The sequence below is a fragment of the Leifsonia sp. 563 genome (assembly GCF_040545055.1).
GTDB lineage: Bacteria > Actinomycetota > Actinomycetes > Actinomycetales > Microbacteriaceae > Leifsonia.
In genome coordinates this window covers 253,452-273,981 of record NZ_JBEPLE010000001.1, presented here as the reverse complement: position 1 = coordinate 273,981, position 20,530 = coordinate 253,452, and the positions used below count along the sequence as shown (strand labels likewise).

Sequence of the window (20,530 nt, the reverse complement as noted above, 5' to 3'; positions counted from 1 at the left end):
GGACGGGAGCACCGCTCGGCCCGGGCTGCGGGGCAGCCCAGGCCGAGCGGCGTGGTGTTACTTGATGCTGGCGACGGCCTTGGAGACCTTGTCGGCCAGGTCGCTCGCGAGCGGGGCCGAGCCGGCCTGCTCCGCAGCGGCCTTCTGGGCGTCGCTCGAGATGATGTAGTCCACGTAGCCCTTCACCAGGTCCGCCTTGGCGGCGTCCTTGTACTCCTGGCACGCGATGATGTAGGAGACCAGGACGAGCGGCCAGGCGCCCTTCTTGGTGTCCTTGCGGTCGATCTGGATGGCCAGGTCGTTGGCCTCGCGACCATCGGCGATGGGGGAGGCGGCGACCACGGCGGCAGCACCGTCGGCGCTGATCTTCTCGTAGTTGTCGCCGACCTTGAGCTGGGCGATGCTGAGGCCCGCCGAGCCCGACTCGTCGATGTACGTGATGGAGTTCTTCGCGTTCTTGGTGGCGTCCGCGACACCCGAGGTGCCCTTGGCTGCGTCACCGACCTGGAACGGGAAGGTCTGGGAGGCCGGGGCCGTCCAGACGTCGGGGGCGTTCGCGGCGAGGTACTCGGTGAAGTTCTGGGTGGTGCCCGAGTCATCGGAGCGGTGAACGACCGTGATCGGGGCCGACGGGAGCGAGGCGCCCGAGTTCTGGTCCTTGATCTTGGCGTCGTCCCACGTGGTGATCTTGCCCGAGAAGATGCCGGCGATGGTCGCGGCGTCGAGCTTGAGGTCCTTCACGCCGTCGACGTTGTACGCGATCGCGATCGGGGAGATGTAGACGGGGAGGTCGATGCCCTTGCTGTCCGCGGCGCAGCCGGCGAACGTGGAGGCGAGCTCCTCGGTCTTCAGCGCGGCGTCGGAGCCGGCGAAGTCGGCAGCACCCGAGATGAAGCTCTTGCGGCCGGCGCCGGAGCCCTGCGGGTCGTAGTTGATGGTGGCCTTCGGGTTGGCCTCCTGGAAGCCGGCGGCCCACACCGTCTGCGCCGCGCCCTGGGCGGACGAGCCGATGCCGTTCAGCGTGCCGGACAGGTTCGAGGCCTTGGCCGTCGTGGTCGACGGCGTGCTGCCCTCGTTCGCCGCACAGGCGGTGAGAGAGATGGCGGCTGCGGCGAGGAGTGCCACGGGAGCGCCGATGCGCTTGAGTTTCACAGTTGTCCCTTCGGGGATCAGTAACAACAGGACGGGGTCGGTGCGACCCGCGTGAGACGCTATTCCCGGTGTCTGTCCAGAGTCCCCCGCGGTGGTAAACGGGAGGTTAACGCCGGGCGTCCTCTTGTCCTCGTGCTCCTGTGAATCCGCGGGTCAGCCGGTGATCTGCACCGGTGTCCCGAGGGGGAGGGCGTCGACGGCGGCGATCGCCTCGGCCGACAGGCGCACGCAGCCGTGCGAGACGGCGCCGGCCGCCGTCGACTGGTAGTGGATGCCGATGAGGCCGCCGTCGGAACCGTCGTAGGGCTCGTCGGCCGCGGTCGCATGCAGCGAAGTGAGTTGGATGCGGTGCTCCTCCTGGCCCTGCGCGGGGTCCAGGTAGCGGGCCTGCAGGTAACCGGTGCCGGTCGGAGTGGGCGTCGAGTCGGTGCCGACGCCGACCGCGAACTCCTGCAGGGTGCGGCCCGCGCCATCCAGGATGCTGAGCTTCTGCTCCTCCGTCGAGATCACGACCCGCTTGGTAAGGGTCGCCGAGACGCGCAGCAGCCTCGTCGGCACCCAGGCTGCGCTCTGGGCGGGTGCGGGGTCGTCCGCGGTCGCCTTCGAGGGGAGCTGTTTCCGTGCCGGCGTGAGGATGAGTGACCAGTCGCCGCGCGTCTTCACGCGGACCACCACGGTCGGCTCGCCGAGGAAGTTGTTGGCGGGGATGAGCGCGACCGGCGTCCGGAAGTCGCCGGCGTACGCGGCGGTGTCGAAGGCCAGACGGAACGCGGTGCGGATCTCGGCCTTCTCGGGTGCCGCGATGAGGCCGGGGATGACCGCGTCGAAGGAGGCGGCGGGGAGGGCCTTCAGCTCGGACGGGGAGAGGCCGGGCGGCAGCGCGGGGCCGGCTTCGGCGGTTGCCGTGGGCCGCGGTGAGGCGCTGTGGGTGGGCTTCGCGTCGCCGGGGGCACAGGCTGAGAGCGATGCGAGCAGGGCGGCGGTGCAGAGCAGGGCGGGGAGGATGCGGCGGTTCGTCATGGTGTCTCTGTCGTCGGGTCAGGTCTGGGCGGGGTCGGAGGGTGTGTGGGATGGAGGGCGCCGTGAACCGCGAGTGGCGGCGCGGACCGATCGGGTCCGCGCCGCCACGAATCGTCAGGCGCCGATCAGCCGCTGACGACGGGGAGGCGCGACGGGCCGGAGGCCGCCGCGGTCGCAGCGCCACCGAGCGACGGCGCGGTGCCGCCGCCGACGACGACGTCCTCGCCGGTGACCTGGATGGTCACGCTCTGGCTGACGCCGGACTGCTGACCGGCGACCGTCACCGTGAGCGGGCCGGCGGTCGCGACGCCGCCGGCGAGGTAGAAGCCGAAGACGACGGAGCCGTCCGCCTCGACCGTGTACGGGCCGAGGTCGAGGGCGTCACCCGCATAGTCGACCGTCACCTTCACCTGCTCGCCGGGGGTGTAGCCCGAGGCGAGGATGGAGATGCCGCTGTTCTTGTCGGCCAGCTGCGCCGTCGTGATGGTGGAGACGCTCGAGACGATGCCCTTCGGCAGCGTCGCGGGGTTCACCGTGAGCGGCACCGAGTTGGAGGTGTCACCGAGGTTGCTCGTCGCGGTCACCGAGAGGGTGTCGCCCGCGGCCGGGAGGGGCAGCGTGACGAACGGGGTGTAGGTCTCCTGGAAGGAGCCGGACGCGTCGGCCGTCACGTCGTGCAGGTCGATGGCGGTGTGGTCGGAGGTCTCCACGGTTATGGTCACGACCGCGTCGGCGGTGAAACCGGAGCCCGCGACGTTGAGGCCCGCACCCCAGTCGCCCGCGGTGAACGTGGTGTTGGCGAGCGTCAGGGTGCCGGTCGCGGCAGTGGCCGGAGCGGCGGCGAAGAATCCGCCGGCGACCACGGCAGCGGCTGCCGTGAGCGCGCCGAAGCGGATGCGCGTTGAGCTGGTCATTCATTTCCTCTGGTGGAACGGAGACGTGCCGAATGGCACTCACCGACACTAACAGGGTGATATCTCAGCTGCAACTATGGAAGATGGATGTGCGGTGTGCTAACCCTCCACGGGTGCGTAGGTCTCGATGGAGACGATCCCGGACGCCGGGTTCGTCGCCGAGAGATGCACGACCGAGAAGCCGCCGGTGTCAAGATCGGCCGCGTCGTCGAGGTAGGCGCCCGGCATCGTGCCGGTCGCCAGGGCGATCTCGCGCATGATCTCGGGCAGCACCGGGCCGTGGCTGCACAGCACGGCCGTCTTGCCGGAGCGGACGCGCTTGCCGACGACGCCCCGCACATCCCCGCGGCCCTCCTCGTAGGCGTCCTGGCTGATGTCGTGGTCGCGGTGGGGCTTGATGCCGGTCGCCGCCGCGAGCGGAGCCACCGTGGTGACGCAGCGCACCGCGTCGCTCGTGACGATCCGCTTCGGACGCCACGTCTCGAGGGTCGCCACGTCGGCCGCGGCCTGCTTGACGCCGCGCTCTGTGAGCGGCCGGGAGGCGTCGGAGCCGTCCCAGCGGTCGCGGGGCGCCGCCTTGCCGTGTCGCAGCGCGATCAGCGCGAAGGTGGAGGTGATGCCCTGGTGGACGAGCGCGTCGAACGCGTCGAGGATCTCGACATCCCGCTCGTAGGTGAGGTAGCCGCGCGCCTTCTTGATCGTGACCCACTCGATCGCGGCGATCTCGCTGTTCGGCACGAAGGTGGAGCGCAGGATGGCCTTCTCGCCGACCTCCGCCGCCCAGTAGTGCACGATCTTCTCGCGGCCGCTGCTGAGGGGATAGGTCGAGACGCCGAGCGGGACTCCGAGGCCGATCTTCAGCCCCGTCTCCTCCTCGATCTCGCGCACGGCCGTCTGCGGCAGCGTCTCGCCGGGGTCGACTTTTCCCTTGGGGATCGTCACGTCGCCGTACTTGGTGCGGTGCACGACGAGCACGACGATCCGATCGTCCACGACGCGCCAGCAGAGGGCGCCCGCGGCGTAGATGGCCGGGCTCACCGCCTCGTTCCCGTACGGGTGCTGCGTGGGCGGTGACTGTACTGCTGGATGAGCTTGTTCTGCAGGTCGACCAGCGGTTTGCCGTTCTCGTCGAGGTGGTGACGCGTCCACACGCCGTCCTGGTCGAGCTTCCACGTGGCGGTGCGCTCGTCGAACGCGAGGTCGAAGAGGTCGCTCAGCTCGCGCAGGTGCTCTGGCTCGGTGAGGCGGACGAGCGCTTCGACCCGGCGGTCGAGGTTGCGGTGCATCATGTCGGCGCTACCGATGTACACCTGCGGGTCGCCGCCGTTGACGAACGAGAAGACGCGGGAGTGCTCGAGGTACCGGCCGAGGACGGAGCGGACGCGGATGTTCTCCGAGAGCCCTTCGCGGCCCGGCACGACTCCGCAGATGCCGCGCACCCACAGGTCGACGGGAACGCCGGCCTGGCTCGCCCGGTAGAGCGCGTCGATGATGGCCTCGTCGACGATCGAGTTGAGCTTGATCCGGATGCCGGACGGCCGGCCGGCTTCGGCGTTGGCCCGCTCGGTGTCGATCCGCTTGAGGAGCCCCTTCCGCAGGTGCAGCGGGGCGACGAGCAGCCGCTTGAACTTCTTCTCGATCGCGTAGCCGGAGAGCTCGTTGAACAGGCGGGTCAGGTCTTTTCCGACCTGGTCGTCGTCGGTGAAGAGCCCGAGGTCTTCGTAGATGCGGGAGGTCTTGGGGTTGTAGTTGCCCGTGCCGATGTGGCTGTAGCTCTTGAGCACGCCCTTCTCCTCGCGGATGACGAGGGCGAGCTTGCAGTGCGTCTTGAGACCCACCAGGCCGTAGACGACGTGCACGCCGGCCTTCTCGAGCTTCCGTGCCCAGGAGATGTTGTTCTGCTCGTCGAAGCGGGCCTTGATCTCGACCAGGGCGAGCACCTGCTTGCCGGCCTCCGCTGCGTCGATCAGCGCCTCGACGATCGGGCTGTCGCCCGAGGTGCGGTACAGCGTCTGCTTGATGGCGAGCACGTGCGGGTCGGCCGCCGCCTGCTCCAGGAAGGCCTGGACGCTGGTCGCGAACGACTCGTACGGGTGGTGGACGAGCACATCCTGCCGGGCGATCGCCGCGAAGATGTCGGGCTTGGCGTTCGGCTCGCTCGGCATCAGCTGCGCCGGCGTGGTCGGCACGTGGTTCGGGTAGTGGAGGTCGGGGCGGTCGATCTTGGCGAGGTCGAAGAGTCCGCCGAGGTCGAGCGGCGCCGGGAGGCGGTACACCTCCTGGTCGGTCACATCGAGCTCGCGCACGAGAAGCCCGAGGGTGACCGGGTCGACGTCGTCGGTGACCTCCAGGCGGATCGGCGGACCGAAGCGTCGCCGCAGCAACTCGCGCTCGAGCGCCTGGATGAGGTTCTCGGTCTCGTCCTCGTCGATCTCGACGTCTTCGTTGCGGGTGACGCGGAAGACGTGGTGGTCGAGGATCTCCATGCCGGGGAAGAGGTCGCCGAGGTGGTTGGCGATGAGCTCCTCGAGGGTGATGAAGCGCACCTGGCCGACGGTCTCGCGCTGGTCGATGCGGACGAACCGCGGCAGCATCTGCGGCACCTTGAGGCGGGCGAACTGCTCCTTGCCCGTGCGCGAGTTGCGGACGCGCACGGCGAGGTTGAGCGAGAGCCCCGAGATGTAGGGGAAGGGGTGCGCCGGGTCGACGGCGAGCGGCATCAGTACCGGGAAGATCTGCTGCGAGAAGATCTCGCGCAGCTGCACCTTGTCGGCGTCGTCGAGCTGGTCGTACGTCACGACCGTGATGCCCGCATCGCGCAGGGCGGGGAGGACCAGGTCGTGATACGCCCGTGCGTGGCGCAGCTGCAGCTCGTGCGCCTTCTCGGAGATGTCGGCGAGCACGTCCTGCGGGGCGCGCCCGACGTTCGTGGGCACTGCGAGTCCTGTGGCGATGCGGCGCTTCAGGCCGGCGACGCGGACCATGAAGAACTCGTCCAGGTTGCTCGCGAAGATGGCGAGGAAGTTCGCGCGCTCGAGCACGGGGAGCAGCGGGTCCTCCGCCAGCTCCAACACGCGCTGGTTGAACGCGAGCCAGCTCAGCTCGCGATCGAGGTAGCGGTCGTCCGGCAGGGTCGGGTCGGGCTCGTAGATGAAGGGAGCGAAGTCGTCGTCGAAGTCGCTGCCCAGGCTGCCGCCCAGCCCCGTGTCGAGAAGGCCGTTCTCCAGAGTCGTGCGCTCGTCCATCCCCCCATCATGGCACCGGGAGCGGGCCGTGGTGACGGCGCTGCGTAAACGGTGGATAAACGCTGCCTGTGGAGGGAATCCGCGTAGATGAGCTACGCCGTGCGGTCCCTGCGGTACCGGATGTCGACCGTGTGGTCGACGAACCCCGCAGAGCGGTAGAGCGCGAGCGCCGGCTCGTTGTCGCCCTCCACGTAGAGGCCGGCCGTGCTCACACCGCGGTCCGCCAGCCGGGCGAACCCGGCGCGCAGGAGGCTCCGGCCGAGCCCCTGCCCCGCGAGCTCCGGGTCGACGCCCAGCACGTAGATCTCGCCGGCGTCGTCCTCCACCTTCAGCCAGTCGTAGCCGACCATCCGACCGTCGCCGTCGCGCAGCACGAGCAGGTCGTCCGCATCGAACCACGGCTCCTCGATCCGGTCGCGGAGGTCGTCGACGGTGAGCGAGCCCTGCTCGGGATGCGACGAGAAGATGCGCGCGTTGAGCGCCACCCACTCCTCGTCGTCGGCGCCCGGGCGGAACGCCTCGATCGAATACGGCGCGGAAATAGGCCAAGGGCCCGGCGCTGACGACGCCGGAGGCACGGGGGCGGTCAGGTGGAGGAGCCGCCGCACCGGCACGAATCCGAAGCGCTCGGCCAGCCGTGCGGCCGCGGGATGCGCCCCGTGCGACCACGCGGTCAGCGACCCGGCCGCGCTCGCGAGCATCCCCTCGAGCACGGCCTCTCCGAAGCCGAGGCCGCGGAACAGCGGGTCGACGACCAGGTCGAGTTCGCCGCGTCCGACCGCCCCGGCCGCGACCACCCGTCCGTCCGCCGCGTCGCCGGTCGCGGTGGCGACGACGGGGGAGCGCCGGCCGGCATCGAGATCGAGGCGCGCCTGCTCGTTGAAGGCGTCGGCGCCGTCCTCTTCCGCGGCGGCCGCGGCGACCTCGAAGAACGCCTGCCGTTGTGCGGGATCGCCGAGGTCAGGGACGGAGAGACGTAGGGAGGCGGTCATTCTCCTCCTCGTACACGTTGAACCGGTATCCGACGTTGCGCACGGTGCCGATCAGCGACTCCAGGTCGCCGAGCTTGGCCCGCAGGCGTCGCACGTGGACGTCGACCGTCCGGGTGCCGCCGAAGTAGTCGTACCCCCACACCTCGCTGAGCAGCTGCTCGCGGGTGAAGACGCGAGAAGGATGCGTCGCGAAGAAGCGGAGCAGCTCGAACTCCTTGAACGTGAGGTCGAGCTGGCGGCCGTGGGCCTTGGCGGAGTAGCTGGCCTCGTCGATCGTGATGCCGGAGGCCTGGATCTTCGACTGCGAATGCTCCTGCGTCTGGCGCCCGATGGCGAGACGGATGCGCGCATCCAGCTCGGCGGGGCCCGCGGAGTCGAGCACGACGTCGCTGACGCCCCAGTCCGCGCTGACCGCGGTGAGACCGCCCTCGGTGAGCACCAGAACGAGCGGGACCGTGACGCCGGTCGTCGTGAGGATCTTGCAGAGCGACTTCGCACTCGCCAGGTCGCGCCGCGCATCCACGAAGATGAGGTCGCAGCTCGGGGCGTTCACCAGGGAGGCCGGTTCGGCCGGGATCTGACGCACCCGGTGGCTCAGCAGCGCGAGGGACGGCAGCACCTCCGCGCCCGGACCGGCGGCGTCGGAGACCGAGGAGGTCGCCCCTGGAGTGCGGGGCGCGGTGGGGTTCGGCGCAGAGGTCAGGATCAGAAGCTGCGCCACACATTCCTCCTCACCCGCCGGGAAACCGTGCCGTAATGCTACCGGAAACAGCCGCCCGCCCTGTCCGGCAGCCGCCGCGGGCCCGCGCCGGGGCACAATGGGAGGGTGAGCGACGACACCCCGGACACCCCGCCGATGCACGTGATGGGTCCGGCCGCCGCGGCCGGTCCCGTGCAGCCGCCGCTGCCGCGATGGGCCACGCTCACCAGCATCGGCGCCGTGTGGGCCGTCTCGTTGCTGCTGGGCATCCTCATCGCCACGGTGGCGCGATCGGCCGAGTACGCCTCCTGGCTGTCCCTCGCGCTGGGCGTCTCGGTGCTCCTGGGTTTCGTCGCGCAGCTGGCGACGCAGCAGAAGGACGGCTTCATCGACCGGCTCGCGGTGACCTTCGTCGGCAGCTTCATCATCCTGGGCCTGTTCGGAGGCGTTCTTGCCCTGGTGTCGGCGGCTGCTGGGTAGACTGGCAGCATGCTGGTCGCTCTCGAACTCTTCTTCATCGGCCTTCTGGGCCTGGCCACTCTCGCCATCCTCGGCGTCTCGGGCGTGGTCGTGTACAACCTCTTCCGCGGTCAGCGCTGAGCCCTGAGGCCGAAGCCATGATCGAGATCCCCACCGATCTCCCCGCCGAGCTCGTCCCTCTCTCCTGGCTGATCGGCGTCTGGGAGGGCACAGGTGTGCTCGACTACACGGTCGACGAGGAGCACACCCAGCTGGAGTTCGGCCAGCGTGTCAGCTTCAGCCACGACGGGCTCGGTTACCTCAACTACTCGGCGACCTCGTGGGTGCTCGACGAGCAGAACACGCCGCTCGCCGCCGAGACCGGCTACTGGCGGCTGCGCCGCAAGCTGGTCGAGGGCGACGCCGGTCCGGCGATGCTCCCCGGTGTCGGCTCCCGCCCGTTCAACACGGCGCAGTCGGTCGAGACCCTGCGCAATTCGCACGGCGCCTTCGACATCGATGTCTCGATCATCCATCCCGACGGCGTGAGCGAGATCTACGTCGGCCAGGTGGCCGGTCCGCGCATCGACCTGGCGACCGACGCCGTGCTGCGGACGGCCGGGGCGAAGGAGTACACCGCGGCGACCCGCCTCTACGGTCTGGTGGACGGCCACCTGCTGTGGGCGTGGGACATCGCCGCCCTGGGCCAGGAGCTGCGCACGCACGCCTCCGCCCGGCTCGCCAAGGTCGACTGAGAGGCGCCGCCGATGTCCGACCAGCTGGAGCCCGATCAGCGCTCCCCGTTCCTCGATCTGCCGGGCGCCGTCGACACCGACGGCACGGGCGTTCCCACGCATTACGGCAGCCCTCTCGCCGAGCAGCGCGCCCTCGCGGAGCGCGGCGCGATCGTCGATCTGTCCGACCGGGCCGTTCTGACCGTCCAGGGTCCGGACCGTCTCAGCTGGCTGAACTCCCTCACGAGCCAGGCGCTCACCGGGCTGCGGCCGGGGGAGTCGTCGGAGACCTTGCTGCTGGACGTGACGGGCCGTGTCGAGCACGCCGTCCGGCTGGTCGACGACGGCGAGACCCTGTGGCTGCTGGTGGACCGACCGGAGGCGGAGGGTCTGCTCGGCTGGCTCGACTCCATGCGTTTCATGCTGCGCGTCGAGCTCGCCGACCGCACGGCCGACCTCGCCACGATCGGCACGCTGGGCGACCCGCCCCTGCCCCTGGCGGCGCCCAACGCCGTTCCCCTGGTCTGGCACGATCCCTGGCGCGCCGTGACGCCGGGAGGTCACCAGTACGCGCACGGCGAGCATCCCGGAGCGGGATGGTCGTGGAGCGAGCGCCTCGTCCCGCGCGACGCGCTGCCCTCGATCGTCGCCCGCGTCCGCTCGGGCGAGCTGTCGGTCGCCGGAACGCTGGCCGCCGACGCCCTGCGCATCGCGGCCTGGCGACCGCGCTTCTCGACGGAGGTCGACGAGCGGACCATCCCGCACGAGCTCGACTGGCTACGCACGGCGGTGCACCTGAGCAAGGGCTGCTACCGCGGGCAGGAGACCGTCGCCAAGGTGCACAACCTCGGCCACCCGCCGCGGCGCCTGGTCATGCTACATCTGGACGGTTCGGAGGGTGTGCTCCCCGCATCCGGAGCCGTCGTCTCCGCCGCCGACCGCGAGGTGGGTGCCGTGACCTCGTCGGCGGTGCACTACGAGCTGGGACCGATCGCGCTCGCCGTGGTGAAGCGGTCGACCGATCCCGACGCCACGCTCACCGTCGAGGCGGACGGCGTGCAGGTCGCCGCCGGGCAGGAGATCGTTGTGCCGCCGGAGGCCGGCTCGGCCGCTCAGGTTCCGCGGATCCCGCGCCTGGGCGCCGTCACCCGCACTCCGCGTTCCTGACCGACGTCGGCGACGCCCGCTGGGCCGCTGTATCCGGCTGCCGCTTGGCGACCGAGTTAGGTTAAGCTAACCTAACTTTCGTGACTGCGACCGCCGGCCTTCTCGCCTCCGACGTGACCATCGCCTACGACGGCGTCGACGTCGTCCACGGCGCCGACCTCCTCCTCCCGCGCGGGCGCGTGACCGCCCTCATCGGCCCGAACGGCAGCGGCAAGTCGACACTCCTCCGCGCGATCGCACGGTTGAAGGATGCGCGCGGCGGCTCGGTGCTGCTGCCCGGCGCGGCAGACGCGGACGCCACGGAGATGGTCGACGCGCTCGCCCTCTCCCGCCCGGAGTTCGCCCGCCGCGTCACGCTGCTCGCCCAGAGCCGTCCGACGCCCGCGGGCTTGAGCGTCCGTGAGGTCGTCGGCTTCGGCCGTCACCCGTACCGCCGTCGCTTCCGCTCGACCGACCCCGAGGGCCGCGCCGCCATCGACCGGGCGCTCCAGCTGACCGGCGTCGCGGCGTTCGCCGACCGCGGTGTCGAGTCGCTCTCCGGCGGCCAGTTGCAGCGCGTGTGGCTCGCGTGCTGCCTCGCACAGGAGACGGATGTACTGCTGCTGGACGAGCCGACGACGTACCTCGACCTGCGCTACCAGGTGGAGATCCTCGACCTCGTCCGCGAGCTGGCGGACCTGCACGGCGTCACCGTCGGCCTCGTGCTCCACGACCTCGACCAGGCCGCCGCCGTCTCCGACCGCGTCGTGCTCCTGCGCTCCGGCCGCGTCGTCGCCGCCGGTTCCGCCGCCGAGGTGTACGACCCCGAGCTCCTGACCGACGTCTACGGCATCCGCATCGACGTCGAGACCGATCCGATCTCCGGCGTCCCGCGCACGCGGGCCGTCGGCGCCCACCACCTCCGAACCGAAAGGACCCGATGAACATCCGACGACACCTGCCCGTGGCAGCCCTGGCGGTCGCCGCCGCAATCGCGCTGAGCGGCTGCGGCACGACCGAACCCGCCAGCGGCGAGACGAACGGCGGGGCCGCCCTGACGGTCACCGACGCCCGTGGCGAGAAGGTCCGTCTCGACGGTCCGGCGAAGAAGGTCGTCGGCACCGAGTGGAACGTGGTCGAGATGCTGCTGACCCTCGGCGTCGAACCGGTGGGCGCCGCGGATGTGAAGGGCTACAGCGCCTGGGACACCGCGGAGAAGCTGCCGAAGGGCGTGAAGGACATCGGGACGCGCGGGGAGCCGAGCGTCGACACCGTCGCCGCGCTCAAGCCGGACCTGGTGGTCGCGACGACCGACCTCTCGGACTCCGCCATCGACCAGCTGGAGCGCGTGGCGCCGGTGCTGGTGGTCCGGTCGGCCGACGCCTCCCGCCAGCTGGAGCAGCTGACCGACAACGTGAACCTGATCGCGAAGGCGACCGGGACGGAGGACCGCGCGAAGACCGAGCTGGCGTCGTTCGAGACGGCTGTCGCCGACGGCAAGAAGAAGCTCGCCGATGCGGACCTGTCCGGTGCGAAGGTCGCGTTCGCCGACGGATGGGTGCAGGGCAACAGCGTCTCCGTGCGTCCGTACGCGGCCGGGTCGCTGATCTCGGACGTGAACGAGAAGCTCGGGCTCGCCAACCCGTGGACGCTGAAGGGCGACGAGGCGTACGGCCTCGCCGCGACCGACGTGGAGGGGCTGACGTCCCTCGGAGACGTGCAGTTCGCCTACATCGCGAACGACGTCGACGGCAGCGACCCGTTCCAGGGGGCACTGAAGGACAACGCCGTGTGGGCCTCCCTTCCGTTCGTCACGGCCGGCGACGTGCACCGCCTGCCCGACGGCATCTGGATGTTCGGGGGCCCCGCGTCGATGAAGCAGTACGTCGCGGCGCTGGTCGACGCCCTCACGAAGTGACACAGGCCGTCGCCGTCCGCCGGGGAGCCGGCGGACGGCTCGCCCTTCTGGCCTGCGCGGCCGCGGTCGCGGTGGTGGGGCTCTCCCTCATCCACCTCTCGCAGGGGACCGCCGTGCTCGGGCCGGACGCCCTCTGGCGTGCTCTGACCGGGGGAGCGGGGGCGGGGGAGTCGGGTGCAGCGCAGGCGGATGCCGTGCTCGCCGCCTCCCGGCTGCCCCGACTCGCGGCCGGGCTCGTGGTCGGCGCGACCTTGGGTGCGGCGGGGGCGGCCCTGCAGTCCGTCTCCCGGAACCCCCTGGCCGCTCCCGACACGCTTGCGGTGAACGCGGGCGCCTACCTGGCCGTCGTCGCCGTCGCCGCCTTTGGCATCTCCCTTCCGGTGCTGCCGGCGGGAGCGATCGCCTTCTGCGGCGGTCTGATCGCGGCCGTCGTCGTGCTCGGGCTGTCGCGTGGGGGAGCCGGCCCGGTCCGGCTGGTTCTGGCGGGTTCCGCGCTGACGCTCGCGCTGAGCGGGGTCAGCGGGATGCTGCTGCTCTTCTACTCGCAGGAGACGACCGGTCTGTTCGCGTGGGGCAACGGGTCGCTCGTGCAGACCGGGATGGACGGGGTGCTGCAGCTCCTGCCGCTCGCCGTCGTCGCATTCGCGGGTCTGCTGGTGCTCTGCCGGCGGCTCGACATCCTCGCCCTGGGTGATGACGGCGCCGCCTCGGTCGGGGTGAACCCGCGCACCACTCGCGCGGTGGTCGTCGTTCTCGCGGTGCTCCTCTCGGCGGTGGCGGTGACCATCGCAGGGCCGATCGCGTTCGTCGGGCTGTGTGCGCCCGCGATCGTGCGGCTGCTGGCGTCGCGGGTGCCCGGGCTGGCCCGCCATCGGGCGTTCCTCCCGGCCTCCGCGGTGGCGGGGATGCTCGTCGTCCTGATCGCCGACGTGCTGCTCCGCGCGGTGTTCGGCGGGCAGGCGGGCGTCGCGGTGCCGACCGGGATCGTGACAACGATCTTCGGCGCCGGCGTGCTCGTGTTCCTGGCCTACCGGTCGCGCGACACGTCGTCGAACACCGCGACGAACGCGGCGGTGAAACTGCGCAGCAGGCGCGCCTTCGTGATCACGCTCGTCGTCTGCTGCGTCGCCCTCGTCGCGGCGGTGGTCGCCGCAGTCCTCCTGGGGGATGCGCGCCTGCTTCTCGGCGACGTCTGGAACGGCATCACCGGCCGCGCCGGACGCGTGGTGTCCTTCGTGCTCGACACGCGCCTCCCGCGGGTCGCCGCAGCACTCCTCGCGGGTGCGGCCCTCGCCCTGGCGGGCACGATCGTGCAGGCGGTGTCGCGCAACCCGCTCGCCGAACCCGCCATCCTCGGCGTCGTCGGGGGAGCGGGCGTTGGAGCGATCGCCGTCATCACGGCCGTCCCGCTGGCGAGCTTCTGGCTGGTCGGAGGAGCAGCGCTCGCCGGTGCGGCGGCCGCCGCCCTGCTGGTGTTCGGCCTCGCCGCACGGCGTGGGCTGGAGCAGAACCGTCTCATCCTGATCGGCATCGGCGTCTCCTCCGGCGCGACCGCCCTGACCAGCCTGTTGATCGTGCTGACCGACCCGTTCAACGGAGCGAAAGCCCTGGTCTGGCTGTCCGGCTCGACGTACGGCCGCACGTTCCCGCAGGTGCTGCCGGTGCTGGTGGTGCTGCTGGTCGCGGTGCCGCTGCTGGCCGCGGCCACGCGGGAGCTCGACATCGTCGGACTCGACCCGGACACCCCGCGGGTGCTCGGCGTCCGGCTCGGCCGCGCCCGGCTCGGGCTGCTGGCGATCGCGGTCGCCCTCACCGCCGCGGCCGTGGCGGCGGTCGGCGTGATCGCCTTCGTCGGGCTGGTCGCTCCGCACGCCGCCCGATCGCTGGTCGGACAGCGGCACGCGCGTGTGCTGCCGGTGGCCGCGCTGCTCGGGGCGATCCTCGTCAGCGTCGCCGACACGGTGGGCCGGACGCTGATCGCGCCCGCGCAGATCCCGGTCGGTCTGGTCACCGCCGTGATCGGGGCGCCGTACTTCCTGTGGCTGCTGTGGAGGTCGCGGGCGGAGGCGTGAGCGCCGCGGCGCGAACAGCCGCTTGGTTCAGGGGTTCGGCGCCACCGCATCCCACGCCACGGTCAGCTCGCCCAGCCGCCAGCGCGTCCGGCCGCCGACGACCGGCCAGCCCGCGTCCCGCATCCCCTGTGCCACGGCGATCCACCGCTGGCTCGGGCCGTAGGCGGCGAGGGGCGAGTGGATGCGCCACAGCCGGTCGAGCTCGGCCAGGAAGTCGTGCACGCGCTCGCCCGGAACGTTCCGGTGGATGAGTGCCTTCGGGAGCCGCTCGGCGACGATCGAGGGGGTGTCCAGACCACGGAGCCGCAGCGAGACGGTCAGAGTGCGCGGGCCGGCGGTGTCGAGCTCCACCCAGCTGGAGATCCGCCCGATCTCGTCGCAGGTGCCCTCGACCAGGATGCCGCCCGGCTGCAGGCGCGCGCGCATCCGCTCCCAGGCCTCGGCGACATCCGCCTCCCGGTACTGCCGCAGCACGTTGAACGCGCGGATCACCGCGGCACGCCGGCCGTCGGGAAGCGGTACCTCGAAGCCGCCCAGCGCGAACCGGATGCGCGCGTCCGCTGCGAAGCCCGTCCGGCCCTCGCGCATCGCGGCCAGCTGCTCGTTCGCCGTGCGCACCCGGCCCGGCTCGATCTCGAGGCCGACGACCTCCACATCCGGCCGCACCCGGGTCAGCCGCTGGTGCAGCTCCAGCGCGGTGACCCCGCTGGCGCCGTAGCCGAGGTCGACGACGACGGGGTCGGAGGTGCGGCGGAGCACCGGCTGCGCGGCGATCCAGCGGTCGACACGGCGCAGCCGGTTCGTGTTCGTCGTGCCACGGGTGACCGTGCCGACCGCACCGGAAGCCATGCCTCCATCCTGGCAGCGGGCGGGTCTCCGCCGCGCTCGCCGGCACCGGCGACGCGATAGATTGGGGGCATGGCCGCTCCCTACACCCTGATCCTCCTGCGCCACGGCAGCAGCGAGTGGAACGAGAAGAACCTGTTCACCGGCTGGGTCGACGTGCGACTCAGCGAGACCGGCGTCGCCGAGGCGAAGCGGGCGGGCGAACTGCTCCGCGACTCCGGGCTCGAGCCCGATGTGCTGCACACGTCCGTCCTGACGCGCGCGATCCAGACCGCGAACTACGCGCTCGACGTCGCCGACCGTCTGTGGGTCCCCGTCGAGCGCTCCTGGCGGCTCAACGAGCGTCACTACGGCGCGCTGCAGGGTCTCGACAAGGCCGAGACGCTCGAGAAGTACGGTCCGGAGCAGTTCCAGCTGTGGCGCCGCTCGTTCGACGTGCCGCCGCCACCGCTCGCCGACGACAGCGAGTTCTCGCAGGTCGGCGACCCGCGCTACGCGGGCCTGGGCGACGACCTGCCGCGCACCGAGTGCCTGAAGGACGTCATCGCCCGGATGCTGCCCTACTGGGAGTCGGACATCACGCGCGACCTCGCCGAGGGTAAGACGGTGCTCGTCACCGCGCACGGCAACTCGCTGCGCGCCCTGGTGAAGCACCTCGACGGCATCTCCGACGAGGACATCGCCGGCCTCAACATCCCGACCGGCATCCCGCTCGTCTACAAGCTCGGCGAGGACTTCACGCCGCTCGAGCCGTCGTACTACCTCGACCCGGAGGCAGCGGCCGCCGGTGCCGCCGCGGTCGCCGCGCAGGGCAAGAAGTAGCCACGACCAGCACCTTCGTCGTCGTCGCGTTCCTCCGGGGACGCGACGACGACGTGTTTCCGGGCTCGTTTCCGGCCACGTTTCCGGCCGGCGACTGGCCGCTGCATGTCACCATCGTGCCGCCGTTCGACACCGAACTCGATGCGGATGCGGTCGCCGCGCTCATCCCGCGTGTTCCGCCCATCCCGGTCGTCGCTGCAGCCCGCGAGCGGTTCGGAGCCCACCGGACGGTTCCGGTGACGGTGCTGCGCGCCTCCGAGCCGCTGCATGCCCTGCACCTCGCGGTGGTGGATGCGCTGGAGGCCGCCGGCGCCGTCATCCGCGACCAGCGCCACCTGCGAGACGGCTACCGTCCGCACGTCACCGACCAGACCGCCGGCCGTCTGCACCCCGGCGAGCACGCCCTCCTCGCGGAGCTCTCCGTCGTCGCCCGCGCTTCGCACTCCACCCGAACCGTCGCCGCGCGCATCCCCCTCGCGCCCTCCGCCCCTGACGCCCCGGACTCAAGCCAACAGCTCCTGAGTTTTTCGCGCGAAACGCCGGAGCGCGAGGCGAAAAACTCAGGAGCTGTTGGGTTGAGTCGGGGAGTGGACTAGGAGGCGAGCTCGGGCGCCCAGTCGCCCGTGGCTAGGTACTGCACCTTCTTGGCGATCGAGACCGCGTGGTCGGCGAAGCGCTCGTGGTAACGGGAGGCGAGGGTCGCGTCGACCGTGTCGACGGCCTGGCCCTTCCACGTCTCGCCGAGCACCTTGTCGAAGACGCTGATGTGCAGCTCGTCGATGTCGTCGTCGTCGTTGCGGATCTCGTCCGCGAGACGGAGGTCCTGCGAGCGGAGCAGCTCGGCCAGCTTCTGCGCGATCTGCACGTCGAGGCGCCCCATCTCGGCGAACGTCGACCGGAGGCTCTTCGGCACGACCTTGTCCGGGAACCGGTACCGGGCCAGCTGCGCGATGTGCTCGGCCATGTCGCCCATCCGCTCGAGCGACGCGCTGATGCGGAGCGCGCTCACGACGATGCGCAGGTCGCGGGCGACCGGCTGCTGCCGGGCGAGGATCTGGATGGACAGCTCGTCGAGCAGCACCGTCAGCTCGTCGATGCGGTGGTCATTCGCGATGACGTCCTCGGCGAGCGTCACATCCGAGTCGTTGAACGCCTGCGTGGCGTTCTGGATGGAGCGGACGACCAGCTCGGCGATCTCGACGAGGCGGTCCTGAACTTCCGCCAGCTCCTGCTGGAAGACTTCGCGCATGGGGTGTGGTCCTTCCTGGCGTGCGCGGGCACGCGGGATGTCGGGGCCTTCTGACCCCGTATTGCATGTTCGCCGTGGCAGGTTAACAAACGGTGCCCCCTGGCTGAACACTGTCTAACGTACCCGCGAAAACACGCGGCCGGTGGCGGGATGCGTCCATGCGCGTGCATCGTGATCACCTACGCTTGGGGCCATGGACTCCACCTGGTTGGTGCTGCTGTCGCTGGGCCTGGGGCTCGCCGTCGGCGCCGGTTTCGTGTGGATCCTGCACATCGCCGCGCGACGCGGCCATCACGCCGCCGAGGTGGTCAACCCGGCGGTGCCGGACGGCGTCGACCAGGTGCTGGACGCGCTCGAGTCCGCCGGCGTCGTGCTCGACCCGTCCAACAACGTCATCAAGGCGTCGCCGGGCGCCCACGCCATCGGCCTGGTCTGGAACGGCGCCCTCGTGCACCCGCACCTCGTCGACCTGGTGAACCGGGTGCGACGGAGCGGAGAGTCGCTCACCGAGGAGTGCGAGCTGTCGCGCGGACCGTTCGGCGACGCCGGCATCCATCTGAGCGTGCGCGTCGCCCGGCTCGGCTCGCGCTACATCCTGCTTCTCGCGGAGGACCGCACCGAGTCGTTCCGGCTGGATGCGGTGCGCCGCGATTTCGTCGCGAACATCAGCCACGAGCTCAAGACGCCGATCGGAGCCGTCAGCCTGCTCGCCGAGGCGCTCGACGGCGCCTCCGACGACCCGGAGCAGGTGCGCCGCTTCGCCCTGCGGCTGTCGGAGGAGGCGCAGCGTCTCGCCCGCATCACGCAGGACATCATCGAGCTGAGCCGGCTCCAGGCGACGGATGCGCTGGGCAACGCGACCGAGCTGTCCGCCAGCAAGGTCGTCAAGGCCGCCATCGACCAGAACCGTGTGGCGGCGGAGACCCGCAACATCGAGATCGCCATGCGCGGCGACAAGGACGCCCAGGTCATCGGCAACGAGAACCTGCTGGTCACGGCCGTCCACAACCTCATCTCGAACGCCATCCAGTACTCGCCCGACGACTCCCGCATCGGGATCGGCGTGCGCAGCACCGGGGGCGTGGTGGAGATCGCGGTGACCGACCAGGGCGAGGGCATCCCCGAGGAGGACCTCGACCGGGTGTTCGAGCGCTTCTTCCGCGTCGACCAGGCCCGCTCGCGCAACACCGGCGGCACCGGGCTCGGCCTCTCCATCGTCAAGCACGCCGTGCAGAACCACGGCGGCGAGGTGCGCGTCTGGTCACAGCCCGGCCGCGGTTCCACGTTCACGATCCGGTTGCCCGAGGCATCCAGTGTCCGACCCCCGTTAGGAGACAACCAGTGACATCCATCCTGCTCGTCGAGGACGAGGCCTCGCTCAGCGAGCCGCTCGCGTACCTGCTCAAGCGGGAGGGCTACGAGGTGGAGGTCGCGGAGGACGGCCCGTCCGCGCTGGCCGCCTTCGACCGCGACGGCGCCGACCTCATCCTGCTCGACCTCATGCTCCCGGGCATCCCGGGCACCGAGGTGTGCCGCGAGATCCGCACCCGCTCAAACGTGCCGATCATCATGCTGACCGCCAAGGACTCCGAGGTGGACATCGTGGTCGGGCTGGAGCTCGGCGCCGACGACTACGTCACGAAGCCGTACTCGTCGCGGGAGCTGCTGGCGCGCATCCGTGCGGTGCTCCGCCGCCGCGTCGACGAGGAGGAGCAGCAGGATGACGGCGTGCTCGAGGCCGGGACGGTGCGGATGGATGTGGACCGCCACACGGTCGCCGTGAACGGCGCGGAGATCTCCATGCCGCTGAAGGAATTCGAGCTGCTCGAGTTGCTGCTGCGGAACGCCGGACGCGTGCTGACCCGGGGCCAGCTGATCGACCGGGTGTGGGGGAGCGACTACTTCGGCGACACCAAGACACTCGACGTGCACATCAAGCGCATCCGCTCGCGCATCGAGGAGAGCCCCTCGGAGCCGCGGATGCTGGTGACCGTACGCGGGCTGGGCTACCGCTTCAACGCCTGAGGCGTCTCCCCGCCCGGTCCTCTGGAACACGAAGAAGCCGCCCCACGCGATGCGCGGGGCGGCTTCTGCTGTCTGGGTGCCGGCCGGTGATCAGCCCGCGGCAGGGAGGATGGTCGGCGGCACGAGGCTCGCATACTCGGGCAGCTGGCCGTCGAGCACCGGGACCTTGAGGTTGACGCCGGTCTGGTCGCCGTACTGGAAGTAGACGGGGAACAGGGCGCCGGGCTTGGTGGTGAACTCCGGGATCAGGACGTTGCCGGTGCCCCCGTTCTCCGGGTCCTGGCCGAGCTGCTTGACCTGGCCGGGCTGGACGGTGACGTACGCCGCGCTGGAGCTCTGGTCGCCGGCGCTGATGGCGACGCGGTGGCTCTTGGTGTCGGTGTTCACGAGGGTCACGACGAGGTTGCCGACCGTTCCGTCTTTCGCGTCGGTGACGATGATCGCGTTGCGGACGTCAATCGAGCCGACATTCCCGCTCACGCCGTCGCTCGCGTCGTAGTGCTTCGTGGTGGCCTGTGGGGCGATGAAACCGCATCCCGCGGTGCCGAACGCGACGGCCAGGGCGAGGGCGACGGACGCCGCGACTCGAGCTTTCACTGAATGACCCTCCCGGTGATTTTCCCCTGCAACTCTATCCCATCCGGAGGGGTCGTCCGGGGCGTCGGGAGGCGTGAGGGCGAACCTTAGCACGTGCCTCATGTGGTATCCTATTCATTGCTGAAGGGACAACAAATCTATGCTTTTCGAGGTTGGCGAGACCGTCGTCTATCCGCACCACGGTGCCGCAACGATCACCGAAGTCAAGAAGAGAATCATCAAGGGTGAAGAGAAGCTGTACCTCAAGCTCAACGTGACGCAGGGCGACCTGACCATCGAGGTCCCCGCCGAGAACGTCGATCTGGTCGGTGTGCGCGATGTCATCGGCCGCGAGGGTCTCGACCGCGTCTTCGAGGTGCTGCGCGCTCCGTTCACCGAGGAGCCGACCAACTGGTCCCGCCGCTACAAGGCCAACCTGGAGAAGCTCGCTTCCGGCGATGTCATCAAGGTCTCCGAGGTCGTCCGCGACCTGTGGCGTCGCGACCAGGACCGCGGTCTCTCCGCCGGTGAGAAGCGCATGCTCGCCAAGGCCCGCCAGATCCTGATCTCCGAGCTCGCGCTCGCAGAGAAGACCGATGACGAGAAGGCCTCCAGCCTGCTCGACGAGGTGCTGGCCTCCTAGGCTCTCCCGACGAATTC

Annotated in this window: 21 protein-coding genes; 11 read left to right on the top strand and 10 right to left on the bottom strand. The window is 70.5% G+C overall.

Annotation, left to right across the window (positions count from 1 at the left end):
- Positions 1-57 precede the first annotated feature (57 nt).
- The 7 genes from pstS to ABIC47_RS01320 all read right to left on the bottom strand — a co-directional run bounded on the left by pstS (position 58) and on the right by ABIC47_RS01320 (position 8,044).
- Positions 58-1,152 carry a phosphate ABC transporter substrate-binding protein PstS gene (gene pstS, locus ABIC47_RS01350; RefSeq protein WP_354476576.1) on the bottom strand — a complete coding sequence of 365 codons (1,095 nt, stop codon included), beginning with the start codon at positions 1,150-1,152 and terminating at the stop codon, positions 58-60.
- Positions 1,153-1,305: 153 nt separating this feature from the next.
- On the bottom strand, positions 1,306-2,172 hold the full coding sequence (locus ABIC47_RS01345; protein ID WP_354476574.1) for a L,D-transpeptidase: 867 nt from the start codon (positions 2,170-2,172) through the stop codon (positions 1,306-1,308).
- A gap of 125 nt (positions 2,173-2,297) precedes the next feature.
- On the bottom strand, positions 2,298-3,086 hold the full coding sequence (locus ABIC47_RS01340; protein WP_354476572.1) for a hypothetical protein: 789 nt from the start codon (positions 3,084-3,086) through the stop codon (positions 2,298-2,300).
- A 99-nt stretch (positions 3,087-3,185) separates the two neighbouring features.
- Positions 3,186-4,124 (bottom strand): NUDIX hydrolase, encoded by a 939-nt coding sequence (locus ABIC47_RS01335; RefSeq protein WP_354476570.1) that lies wholly within the window; start codon positions 4,122-4,124, stop codon positions 3,186-3,188.
- Positions 4,121-6,331, bottom strand: coding sequence for an RNA degradosome polyphosphate kinase (locus ABIC47_RS01330; RefSeq protein WP_018191816.1), 2,211 nt, complete (start codon positions 6,329-6,331; stop codon positions 4,121-4,123). Before ABIC47_RS01330 ends, ABIC47_RS01335 begins: the two co-directional genes overlap by 4 nt.
- A gap of 92 nt (positions 6,332-6,423) precedes the next feature.
- Positions 6,424-7,323 (bottom strand): mycothiol synthase, encoded by a 900-nt coding sequence (gene mshD / locus ABIC47_RS01325; protein WP_354476568.1) that lies wholly within the window; start codon positions 7,321-7,323, stop codon positions 6,424-6,426.
- Positions 7,292-8,044, bottom strand: coding sequence for a response regulator transcription factor (locus ABIC47_RS01320; protein WP_018191814.1), 753 nt, complete (start codon positions 8,042-8,044; stop codon positions 7,292-7,294). The genes mshD and ABIC47_RS01320 overlap by 32 nt, the downstream gene beginning before the upstream one ends.
- A gap of 105 nt (positions 8,045-8,149) precedes the next feature.
- Between ABIC47_RS01320 and ABIC47_RS01315 the strand changes: the two genes are divergently transcribed.
- The 6 genes from ABIC47_RS01315 to ABIC47_RS01290 all read left to right on the top strand — a co-directional run bounded on the left by ABIC47_RS01315 (position 8,150) and on the right by ABIC47_RS01290 (position 14,352).
- Complete coding sequence (locus ABIC47_RS01315; RefSeq protein WP_020077037.1) at positions 8,150-8,503, top strand: hypothetical protein; 354 nt, start codon at positions 8,150-8,152, stop codon at positions 8,501-8,503.
- A gap of 137 nt (positions 8,504-8,640) precedes the next feature.
- A complete protein-coding gene (locus ABIC47_RS01310; RefSeq protein WP_018191811.1) occupies positions 8,641-9,237 on the top strand; it encodes a heme-binding beta-barrel domain-containing protein in 597 nt (198 codons plus the stop codon).
- A gap of 12 nt (positions 9,238-9,249) precedes the next feature.
- Entirely contained in the window at positions 9,250-10,383 is a 1,134-nt protein-coding gene (ygfZ, locus tag ABIC47_RS01305) for a CAF17-like 4Fe-4S cluster assembly/insertion protein YgfZ (RefSeq protein WP_354476565.1), read from the top strand.
- Positions 10,384-10,463: 80 nt separating this feature from the next.
- Positions 10,464-11,306 (top strand): ABC transporter ATP-binding protein, encoded by an 843-nt coding sequence (locus ABIC47_RS01300; protein WP_089876892.1) that lies wholly within the window; start codon positions 10,464-10,466, stop codon positions 11,304-11,306.
- Positions 11,303-12,280 carry an ABC transporter substrate-binding protein gene (locus tag ABIC47_RS01295; RefSeq protein ID WP_354476563.1) on the top strand — a complete coding sequence of 326 codons (978 nt, stop codon included), beginning with the start codon at positions 11,303-11,305 and terminating at the stop codon, positions 12,278-12,280. Before ABIC47_RS01300 ends, ABIC47_RS01295 begins: the two co-directional genes overlap by 4 nt.
- Positions 12,277-14,352 carry an iron ABC transporter permease gene (locus ABIC47_RS01290; RefSeq protein WP_354476561.1) on the top strand — a complete coding sequence of 692 codons (2,076 nt, stop codon included), beginning with the start codon at positions 12,277-12,279 and terminating at the stop codon, positions 14,350-14,352. Before ABIC47_RS01295 ends, ABIC47_RS01290 begins: the two co-directional genes overlap by 4 nt.
- A 27-nt stretch (positions 14,353-14,379) precedes the next feature.
- Here ABIC47_RS01290 and ABIC47_RS01285 read toward each other — a convergent pair whose 3' ends face one another.
- Positions 14,380-15,201, bottom strand: coding sequence for a class I SAM-dependent methyltransferase (locus ABIC47_RS01285; RefSeq protein WP_354476559.1), 822 nt, complete (start codon positions 15,199-15,201; stop codon positions 14,380-14,382).
- A gap of 69 nt (positions 15,202-15,270) precedes the next feature.
- Here ABIC47_RS01285 and ABIC47_RS01280 point away from each other — a divergent pair, with 69 nt between their 5' ends.
- Entirely contained in the window at positions 15,271-16,020 is a 750-nt protein-coding gene (locus tag ABIC47_RS01280; RefSeq protein WP_354476557.1) for a phosphoglyceromutase, read from the top strand.
- A gap of 53 nt (positions 16,021-16,073) precedes the next feature.
- Positions 16,074-16,616: a 2'-5' RNA ligase family protein gene (locus tag ABIC47_RS01275; protein WP_354476555.1), complete on the top strand. Its 543-nt coding sequence runs from the start codon at positions 16,074-16,076 to the stop codon at positions 16,614-16,616.
- On the opposite strand, the gene phoU is transcribed toward ABIC47_RS01275, so the two are convergent.
- The gene (phoU, locus tag ABIC47_RS01270; protein ID WP_018191803.1) at positions 16,613-17,269 is read right to left on the bottom strand and encodes a phosphate signaling complex protein PhoU; all 657 of its coding nucleotides are present in this window, start codon (positions 17,267-17,269) and stop codon (positions 16,613-16,615) included. The two genes, ABIC47_RS01275 and phoU, sit on opposite strands and share 4 nt — an antisense overlap.
- A gap of 193 nt (positions 17,270-17,462) precedes the next feature.
- On the opposite strand from phoU, the gene ABIC47_RS01265 reads away from it, so the two are divergent.
- Together ABIC47_RS01265 and ABIC47_RS01260 are read left to right on the top strand one after the other, a co-directional pair.
- A complete protein-coding gene (locus tag ABIC47_RS01265) occupies positions 17,463-18,614 on the top strand; it encodes a sensor histidine kinase (protein WP_354476553.1) in 1,152 nt (383 codons plus the stop codon).
- A complete protein-coding gene (locus tag ABIC47_RS01260) occupies positions 18,611-19,294 on the top strand; it encodes a response regulator (RefSeq protein WP_018191801.1) in 684 nt (227 codons plus the stop codon). The genes ABIC47_RS01265 and ABIC47_RS01260 overlap by 4 nt, the downstream gene beginning before the upstream one ends.
- A 90-nt stretch (positions 19,295-19,384) precedes the next feature.
- Here ABIC47_RS01260 and ABIC47_RS01255 read toward each other — a convergent pair whose 3' ends face one another.
- Positions 19,385-19,891 carry a hypothetical protein gene (locus tag ABIC47_RS01255; protein WP_018191800.1) on the bottom strand — a complete coding sequence of 169 codons (507 nt, stop codon included), beginning with the start codon at positions 19,889-19,891 and terminating at the stop codon, positions 19,385-19,387.
- A 139-nt stretch (positions 19,892-20,030) separates the two neighbouring features.
- On the opposite strand from ABIC47_RS01255, the gene ABIC47_RS01250 reads away from it, so the two are divergent.
- The gene (locus tag ABIC47_RS01250; protein ID WP_018191799.1) at positions 20,031-20,513 is read left to right on the top strand and encodes a CarD family transcriptional regulator; all 483 of its coding nucleotides are present in this window, start codon (positions 20,031-20,033) and stop codon (positions 20,511-20,513) included.
- Positions 20,514-20,530 lie beyond the last annotated feature (17 nt).

Excerpts from the sequence above, each read along its gene's own strand:
- ABIC47_RS01345 (WP_354476574.1), bottom strand. The coding sequence starts at position 2,172 with ATGACGAACCGCCGCATCCTCCCCGCCCTGCTCTGCACCGCCGCCCTG.
- ABIC47_RS01340 (WP_354476572.1), bottom strand. The coding sequence starts at position 3,086 with ATGACCAGCTCAACGCGCATCCGCTTCGGCGCGCTCACGGCAGCCGCT.
- ABIC47_RS01330 (WP_018191816.1), bottom strand. The coding sequence starts at position 6,331 with ATGGACGAGCGCACGACTCTGGAGAACGGCCTTCTCGACACGGGGCTG.
- mshD (WP_354476568.1), bottom strand. The coding sequence starts at position 7,323 with ATGACCGCCTCCCTACGTCTCTCCGTCCCTGACCTCGGCGATCCCGCA.
- ABIC47_RS01310 (WP_018191811.1), top strand. The coding sequence starts at position 8,641 with ATGATCGAGATCCCCACCGATCTCCCCGCCGAGCTCGTCCCTCTCTCC.
- ygfZ (WP_354476565.1), top strand. The coding sequence starts at position 9,250 with ATGTCCGACCAGCTGGAGCCCGATCAGCGCTCCCCGTTCCTCGATCTG.
- ABIC47_RS01295 (WP_354476563.1), top strand. The coding sequence starts at position 11,303 with ATGAACATCCGACGACACCTGCCCGTGGCAGCCCTGGCGGTCGCCGCC.
- ABIC47_RS01285 (WP_354476559.1), bottom strand. The coding sequence starts at position 15,201 with ATGGCTTCCGGTGCGGTCGGCACGGTCACCCGTGGCACGACGAACACG.
- ABIC47_RS01280 (WP_354476557.1), top strand. The coding sequence starts at position 15,271 with ATGGCCGCTCCCTACACCCTGATCCTCCTGCGCCACGGCAGCAGCGAG.
- phoU (WP_018191803.1), bottom strand. The coding sequence starts at position 17,269 with ATGCGCGAAGTCTTCCAGCAGGAGCTGGCGGAAGTTCAGGACCGCCTC.
- ABIC47_RS01265 (WP_354476553.1), top strand. The coding sequence starts at position 17,463 with ATGGACTCCACCTGGTTGGTGCTGCTGTCGCTGGGCCTGGGGCTCGCC.
- ABIC47_RS01250 (WP_018191799.1), top strand. The coding sequence starts at position 20,031 with ATGCTTTTCGAGGTTGGCGAGACCGTCGTCTATCCGCACCACGGTGCC.